Source organism: Mesorhizobium sp. M7A.T.Ca.US.000.02.2.1 (assembly GCF_003996995.1).
Taxonomy (GTDB): Bacteria; Pseudomonadota; Alphaproteobacteria; order Rhizobiales; family Rhizobiaceae; genus Mesorhizobium.
On record NZ_RZTT01000327.1, the window covers coordinates 1 to 6,913 of the forward strand.

At 61.5% G+C, this 6,913-nt stretch carries 10 protein-coding genes; 7 read left to right on the forward strand and 3 right to left on the reverse strand.

Going from position 1 to position 6,913, the window contains the following annotated elements; genetic code table 11:
• The 4 genes from hemB to EOD15_RS25100 form a co-directional block, all read left to right on the forward strand.
• The coding region (gene hemB / locus EOD15_RS25085) for a porphobilinogen synthase (RefSeq protein WP_245463764.1) at positions 1-972 on the forward strand (972 nt) is incomplete at its 5' end.
• 40 nt (positions 973-1,012) lie between these two features.
• Entirely contained in the window at positions 1,013-1,309 is a 297-nt protein-coding gene (locus tag EOD15_RS25090) for a nucleotidyltransferase domain-containing protein (protein WP_127270472.1), read from the forward strand.
• Positions 1,309-1,659: a HepT-like ribonuclease domain-containing protein gene (locus EOD15_RS25095; RefSeq protein ID WP_127322992.1), complete on the forward strand. Its 351-nt coding sequence runs from the start codon at positions 1,309-1,311 to the stop codon at positions 1,657-1,659. Before EOD15_RS25090 ends, EOD15_RS25095 begins: the two co-directional genes overlap by 1 nt.
• A gap of 231 nt (positions 1,660-1,890) precedes the next feature.
• A complete protein-coding gene (locus tag EOD15_RS25100) occupies positions 1,891-2,538 on the forward strand; it encodes a dihydrofolate reductase family protein (protein ID WP_127322993.1) in 648 nt (215 codons plus the stop codon).
• Positions 2,539-2,585: 47 nt separating this feature from the next.
• On the opposite strand, the gene ppk2 is transcribed toward EOD15_RS25100, so the two are convergent.
• Entirely contained in the window at positions 2,586-3,506 is a 921-nt protein-coding gene (gene ppk2, locus EOD15_RS25105) for a polyphosphate kinase 2 (protein ID WP_127270468.1), read from the reverse strand.
• Between the two features lie 277 nt (positions 3,507-3,783).
• Here ppk2 and EOD15_RS25110 point away from each other — a divergent pair, with 277 nt between their 5' ends.
• Positions 3,784-4,827 (forward strand): aldo/keto reductase, encoded by a 1,044-nt coding sequence (locus EOD15_RS25110; protein WP_127323004.1) that lies wholly within the window; start codon positions 3,784-3,786, stop codon positions 4,825-4,827.
• A 176-nt stretch (positions 4,828-5,003) separates the two neighbouring features.
• On the forward strand, positions 5,004-5,156 hold the full coding sequence (locus EOD15_RS25115; RefSeq protein ID WP_013532262.1) for a hypothetical protein: 153 nt from the start codon (positions 5,004-5,006) through the stop codon (positions 5,154-5,156).
• Positions 5,157-5,222: 66 nt separating this feature from the next.
• Here the strand turns inward: EOD15_RS25115 and EOD15_RS25120 are convergent, their stop codons facing one another.
• Both EOD15_RS25120 and EOD15_RS25125 read right to left on the reverse strand, forming a co-directional pair.
• A complete protein-coding gene (locus tag EOD15_RS25120) occupies positions 5,223-5,456 on the reverse strand; it encodes a DUF982 domain-containing protein (RefSeq protein WP_244506945.1) in 234 nt (77 codons plus the stop codon).
• Between the two features lie 110 nt (positions 5,457-5,566).
• A complete protein-coding gene (locus tag EOD15_RS25125; RefSeq protein ID WP_127408942.1) occupies positions 5,567-6,232 on the reverse strand; it encodes a GntR family transcriptional regulator in 666 nt (221 codons plus the stop codon).
• Positions 6,233-6,409: 177 nt separating this feature from the next.
• Here EOD15_RS25125 and EOD15_RS25130 point away from each other — a divergent pair.
• The coding region (locus EOD15_RS25130) for an MFS transporter (protein WP_127408943.1) at positions 6,410-6,913 on the forward strand (504 nt) is incomplete at its 3' end.

Below are 6,913 nucleotides of genomic sequence, written 5' to 3' on the forward strand. Positions count from 1 at the left end.
CGTCTGCGCCGCATGCGCAAGGCCGACTGGTCGCGCCGTCTCGTGCAGGAGAACCGGCTCACGGTCGACGACCTGATCTGGCCGATCTTCGTCGTCGAGGGCAAGGGTGTCCGCGAGCCGATCGCCGCCATGCCCGGCGTCTTCCGCCTGTCGATCGATCTCGCCGTCAAGGAGGCCGAGCGCGCGGCGAAACTCGGCATTCCGGCACTCGCCACCTTCCCCAATGTGGACATCTCGCTGCGCGACCAGACCGGCTCGCATATCCTCGATCCCGACAATGTCATCAACCGCGCCACCCGTGCGATCAAGGATGCGGTGCCGCAGATCGGCATCATCACCGACGCCGCGCTCGACCCATTCACCAGCCACGGCCATGACGGCATCCTGCGCGACGGCATCATCGTCAACGACGAGACGGTGGAACAGGTGACCGCCGCTGCCGTCATCCAGGCGGCCGCCGGTGCCGACATCATCGCGCCATCCGACATGATGGACGGCCGCATCGGCGCCATCCGGGACGCGCTTGACGCCAATGGTTTTCAGGACGTGGCGATTATGTCCTATGCGACCAAATTCGCCTCGGCCTTCTACGGTCCCTATCGCGAGGCGGTGGGCACCGCCGGTCTGCTCAAGGGCGACAAGAAGACCTATTACATCGACCATGCCAATTCCGACGAGGCGGTGCGAGAGGCCGAACAGGACATCGCCGAGGGCGCCGACATGCTGATGGTCAAGCCCGGCCTGCCCTATCTCGACATCATCCGGCGGCTGAAGGACGAGTTCCAGATGCCGACCTTCGCCTACCAGGTGTCGGGCGAATATTCGATGATCAAGGCGGCAGGCGCCAATGGCTGGATCGACGGCGAGAAGGCAATGCTGGAATCGCTGCTCGCCTTCAAGCGCGCCGGCTGCGACGGCATCCTGACCTATTTCGCACCCGAAGTGGCGGAGATTCTGAAGGGGGGCCGCTAGGTAGCTTTGGAATTTTAACGCAATCCGCTAGAATGAATTCATGAGCAGGAATGAGGTCATAAAGCGGTTGCAGAGAAATGCAGATGCCATCAAGGGCATGGGCGCGACTTCGCTTTATCTGTTCGGATCGATTTTACGGGGCGACGCAGGGCCTGACAGCGATCTCGACCTCTTCATCGATTATGATCCTGCAAGACGCTTTTCGCTGATTGATCTGGTCGGCATCAAGCAATTTCTTGAGGAGAAGATGTCAGCGGAGATCGATATCACCACCCGCGACAGCCTCAATCCCATGTTGAAGGCCGACATCGAACAATCTGCTGTGCGCATATTTTGATGGCAGTGCGCCGGATCGAACCGATTCTAGCCGAAATCATGGAGGCCCTGGACGGCATCTCTGCTGCCGCCGCGGGCAAGACGCTGGATGACTTTAATAGCGACTGGCTGCTCCGACATGGCATCGAGCGCGGGATCGAAATCATTTCCGAAGCTGCCCGGCACATTCCAGATGATTTGGCAGCACTTGCTCCCGAGATTCCATGGAAACAAGTTCGTGGGATAGGCAACGTTTTGCGTCACGAATATCACAAAACCTCCGGTGCGATAGTATGGGCGGTGGTGACCGACAGCCTGCCGCCACTGCGTCTTGCTGTCGAACGTATGCTCGAAGCGTCGCAGCGCCGATAGTTTTGGCTGACACTTGCGGCTGCATCCTGTTCGCGTCGCAAGGAAGGAACCGCGATATTTCTCTCGTCATAAGCAATTGCATGGCAACGGAACATTTGCTCGCGTCGAGACTGCTGGATCTTTCTGCTCTGCACGTGCGGTGCGGCAAAGTTCTCTAAAAATACCGCTTGCAATTCACAATCAGTTTGCTAAACTGCTTGCAAAATACAACCGGTTATCGAGGAGGCTCGCATGTCCAAACTTCGCGTCAACGCTTTCACCCTGTCGCTCGACGGCTATGGCGCCGGTCCCGATCAGGATCTGCAAAATCCTCTCGGCGTCGGTGGGGAATCCTTGCACAAGTGGTTTGTCGACACCCGCACCTTCCGCGAGATGGTGCTCGGACAAGATGGCGGCACCGCCGACGTCAACGAGGCGTTCGCGGCGCGCAGCTTCGAAAATGTCGGCGCCTGGATCCTCGGCCGCAACATGTTCGGGCCAATCCGCGGCGAGTGGCCTGACGACAGCTGGAAGGGCTGGTGGGGCGACAACCCGCCCTATCATGTGCCGGTTTTCGTGCTCACCCATCACAAGCGGGAACCGATCATGATGGAGGGCGGCACGACTTTCCACTTCGTCACTGACGGTATCCATTCAGCTCTTGAACAGGCTAAAGCTGCCGCTGGCGGCAAGGACGTACGGGTCGGCGGGGGTGTCGCCACCATCCGGCAATATCTGCAGGAAAAACTGATCGACGAGATGCATCTGGCGATCGCGCCGGTGCTGCTCGGCTCGGGCGAGAACCTTTTCGCCGGCCTCGATATGCTCAAGCTGGGCTATATCTGCAGCGAGCAGGTGGCGACGACGCTTGCCACGCACGTCACCATCAAGCGGGCGTAGTTACAGCTTTTTCTCCCCGTCACTATACGGGGAGAAGGGAGCGTCCATCAATACTTCTCCGGCACGTAGAGCTCGCGCGGCAGCACCTGGCGCTCGTATTCGGGGTTGAAGACGCGCTCCGGCAAAGTGATCTCCTCGTGCGGCACTTCCTCGTAAGGCAGCTGCTTGAGCAGATGGTCGATGCAGTTCAGCCGCGCGCGCTTCTTGTCGTTGCCCTCGACGATGAACCAGGGCGCTTCCGGGATGTTGGTGCGGGCGAAGGTCTCTTCCTTGGCCTTGGTGTACTGCTCCCAGCGCACACGCGACTGCAGATCCATCGGCGACAGTTTCCACTGCTTCATTGGATCATGGATGCGCATCAGGAAGCGCATCTGCTGTTCCTCGTCGGTGATCGAGAACCAGTATTTGACCACGGTGATGCCCGAGCGGACCAGCATGCGCTCGAACTCCGGCACGTCGTGAAAGAATTCTTCGACCTGATCGGGCTGGGCAAAGCCCATCACCCGCTCGACGCCCGAGCGGTTGTACCATGAGCGGTCGAACAGCACGATCTCGCCGCCGGCCGGCAGATGCGGGACATAGCGCTGGAAATACCATTGCGACTTTTCGCGCTCGGTCGGCGCCGGCAGTGCCACGACGCGGCAGATGCGCGGATTGAGCCGCTGGGTGATGCGCTTGATGACACCGCCCTTGCCGGCCGAATCGCGTCCCTCGAAGATCACCACCAGCTTCTTCTTGTGGTAGGCGACCCAGGACTGCAGCTTGATCAATTCGGACTGCAGGGTGATCAGGTCGCGAAAATACTGCATGCGATCGATCGAAGGCGGATGCGAGTTCTTGTAGATCTTGGCGATCTCCATCGACAGCGCCGGCTCCGACATTTCGAGCTCATAGTCTTCGTCGAGCGTGTCGGCGAGTTCGGCTTCAAGCCAATCCCTGGCCGGAGAATTCTGTTTTAGCTCGGTCATTATCGGCTGCTCCACTTGCAAGCTCTGTCGATCCACGTCCGGCGCCCCAAACTCCGGCTTACAGCCCGGAACGGCAACGCCTGAGCCGACTTCAATATAGGCCTGCAATGACGGTTTTATTGCAGCCCGAGCGTGATCGCCGCCGCTGCCAATCCCGCCAGGCATGATCGATCCGGCGTCCTGGCATGGCGACAAGTCGCGCAAATTGTCCTACAAATAGCGGCCACATTCGGGCACCCTCCCCAGCCCCTTTTCCAACGCAATCGCGAGGATCGACATGGAATACCGCACACTCGGCCGTTCCGGCCTGAAAGTATCGACGCTGACCATGGGCACCATGACTTTCGGCGGCGCCGGCGCGTTTTCGGCTGTCGGCAAGACCGACCTCGACGAAGCGCGCCGCATGATCGACCTCTGCATCGACGCCGGCATCAATGTCATCGACACCGCCAACGTCTATTCGAATGGCATTTCCGAAGAAATCATCGGCGAAGCGCTCGGCGGCAAGCGCAAGGGCGACGTGCTGATCGCCTCCAAGGCACGGATGCGGATCGGCAAAGGCCCGAACGATGAAGGCCTGTCACGCCATCACCTGATCCGCGAATGCGAGAAAAGCCTGAAGCGGCTCAGGACAGACGTCATCGACATCTATTTCCTGCACGAATGGGATGGCGTGACACCGCTGGAGGAAACCATCGGCGCGCTCGACACGCTGGTTGCCCAGGGCAAGATCCGCTATGTCGGCTGCTCCAATTATTCCGGCTGGCAGGTGATGAAGGCGCTCGGCATCAGCGACAGCCATCATCAGCCGCGCTTCGTCACACAGCAAATCCATTACACGCTGGAAGCGCGCGAGGCGGAGTACGAACTGCTGCCGATTTCCGTCGACCAGGGGTTGGGCGTCCTGGTCTGGAGCCCGCTTGCCGGCGGATTGCTGTCCGGCAAATACCGCCGCGACAGCCCCACCGCCCGCCAGCTTGCCGGCTGGTCCGAACCGCCGATCCGCGACGAGGACCGGCTGTGGCGGATCGTCGACGTGCTTGTCGAGATCGGCGCGCAGCGCGGCGTGTCGGCAGCGCAGGTGGCGCTGGCCTGGCTGCTTGGCCGGCCGGCCGTCAGTTCGCTGGTGATCGGCGGCAGGACGGAAACGCAGTTCCGGGACAACATCGCGGCGGCAAGCCTGATGCTCTCCGGCGAGGAGCGCGAGCGCCTCGACGCGGTCAGCCGGCCGCCCTTGCTCTATCCCTACTGGCACCAGCAGCTGACGGCAAAGGACCGTTTTGGTGCCGCCGATCTGGTGATTGACCGAAGCGGCATCTGACCGGCAAATCGATGGCGATAGGTATTGGCCGCCGCAATGATGGACCTGGCCCCTTCATTGCGACGCGCATCTTGCAAGCCTGGCCATCATCGACGCACTATCGCTTCAGCTGTTGTGTTTGACGGCTAATGCTCCTAGGCAGGACCAGAGCCGCGAGGCAGTGAAAAGGAGCCAATATGGCGCGACCACCAAACTACGATCAGGAACGCAAGGAACGCGACCGCCAGAAAGCGGCCAAGAAGGCCGAGAAGCTGGCAGCAAAGGTTGCAGCGAGGGAACGTTCGAAGCCCGAAGACGAGACTGAAGCCGAAACCGAAACGGCAAAGTGACGGCAAACGGCCCGCATCTGCGGGCCGTGCCTCAATCCAGATTGCCGCCCCAAATGTCGGCTTGTGTCAGGCGGGCGCCTTGTCGCTGACGAATACGTCCACTTCGCGTGCTGCCGCGATGAAGGCACGCCTGGCGTTCATCGCCGGCTTGTCGCCGGCGAGTGCGTCATGGCAGGCTTGCAGGGCCGCGCGATGCTTGGGGCTGCGCTTGCCGGGCCAGCTGTTGAGGAGGTAGTCGGAAGCCTCACGCGCCGTGCGCAAGAGCTGAGTGCTTCCCGCCGCGACTGACTTCACAGTCACAGGTGTTTCAAATCGGTTGTTTTCCATGGCCGCTCCTTACGCCATCGGCGTCTGCGAAGCGAGGCGAAAGTGCGCATAGGTCCGGACGCCGCTTTGCGCCCCTTCATCCATTAAGCAGCAACGACGGCAAAGCCTCTGGCGCGAAGACCGCGCCGATCGTTGGCCAGCGACGTCACCAGCCGGTCGCGGCTGCCGACGATGTGGCCTGACAGCAGGCGCGCGGCTTCATCGGCGTCGCCAAGGCGTGCCGACGCCAGTATGGCGCGATGTTCAGCCCAGGCGCGGCTGAGGGCCGCTTCGTCGCGGACCTCCAGCCAACGCGCCCGCGACAGGCGCGTCATGGCATCGCGCACCGCCCGGAACAGGAATTCATTGCCCGACAGACGCGCCAGTTCGATGTGAAAATCCATGCCGACGCGATGCCATTCCTCGCGCGGCGTGTCGTTGTCGCAGGACTCGAGCATCGCCTCGATGACATCGACGGCGCTCCGGTCCGCCAGGCTGCATGTCAGGCGAAGCGCCGCAACCTCGACCGCTTCCCTGTAGACGGCGATCTGCTCGAGTTCAGCCAGATTGATCGGCGACACCGTCCAGCCGCGTCCGTCCCTGCCGACCAGGCCCTCGGTCTCAAGCCGCAGAAGTGCTGCCCTGACCGGGGTTCGCGACGCGCCGAAGCGGCTCTCGATCCAGCGCTCCGTCAGCTTCTCGCCGGGGCCGATCTCGAGGCCCAGGATCATTTGCCGAAGCTGTTTTTCGACGCTCTGCATCTGCGACATTGTCGTTTCCATTTTTTTATCGTTGCTGGCGATCGTCTTGCCGGCCGCCTTTTCCGATCACGTTTGAGACGGTCGCATTGACAGCGGTCAAGCTTGCGTCCATCAGGGGCACCATCTTGGTATCCCAAATTGGTATCCGCAGCAAGCATCGATAAGAGTTTCTGGGCAGGACATTACATGCAGCAGCAGAGCACGCCCCCGGCGACCGACAGCACCTACAACATCCACTGGCGGCGCAATCTGTTCGTGTGCGTTGCCGGATCGTTTTCGACGCTTGTCGCCATGACGCTGCTTTTGCCGTTCCTGCCGCTCTATATCGAGCAGCTCGGCGCCGAGGGCCACGCGGCGATCGTGCAATGGTCGGGGATTGCCTATGGCGCGACGTTCTTCGCGGCGGCGCTGGTGGCGCCGCTCTGGGGACGTCTCGGCGACCGCTACGGCCGCAAGGTGATGCTGGTTCGCGCCAGCTTCGGCATGGCCATATGCATGTCGCTGACCGGCATGGTGCAGACGGTCTGGCAACTGGTGCTGCTGCGGCTGCTGATCGGGTTTGCCGGTGGCTATTCCTCGGGATCGACCATCCTCGTTGCCATGCAGACGCCGAAGGAACGCTCCGGCTGGGCGCTGGGCCTGCTGTCGGCCGGCATCACGGGTGGGGCTCTGGTCGGCCCACTGGTGGGC

Excerpts from the sequence above, each read along its gene's own strand:
- ppk2 (WP_127270468.1), bottom strand. The coding sequence starts at position 3,506 with ATGACCGAGCTAAAACAGAATTCTCCGGCCAGGGATTGGCTTGAAGCC.
- EOD15_RS25110 (WP_127323004.1), top strand. The coding sequence starts at position 3,784 with ATGGAATACCGCACACTCGGCCGTTCCGGCCTGAAAGTATCGACGCTG.
- EOD15_RS25115 (WP_013532262.1), top strand. The coding sequence starts at position 5,004 with ATGGCGCGACCACCAAACTACGATCAGGAACGCAAGGAACGCGACCGC.
- EOD15_RS25125 (WP_127408942.1), bottom strand. The coding sequence starts at position 6,232 with ATGTCGCAGATGCAGAGCGTCGAAAAACAGCTTCGGCAAATGATCCTG.
- EOD15_RS25095 (WP_127322992.1), top strand. The coding sequence starts at position 1,309 with ATGGCAGTGCGCCGGATCGAACCGATTCTAGCCGAAATCATGGAGGCC.
- EOD15_RS25100 (WP_127322993.1), top strand. The coding sequence starts at position 1,891 with ATGTCCAAACTTCGCGTCAACGCTTTCACCCTGTCGCTCGACGGCTAT.
- EOD15_RS25090 (WP_127270472.1), top strand. The coding sequence starts at position 1,013 with ATGAGCAGGAATGAGGTCATAAAGCGGTTGCAGAGAAATGCAGATGCC.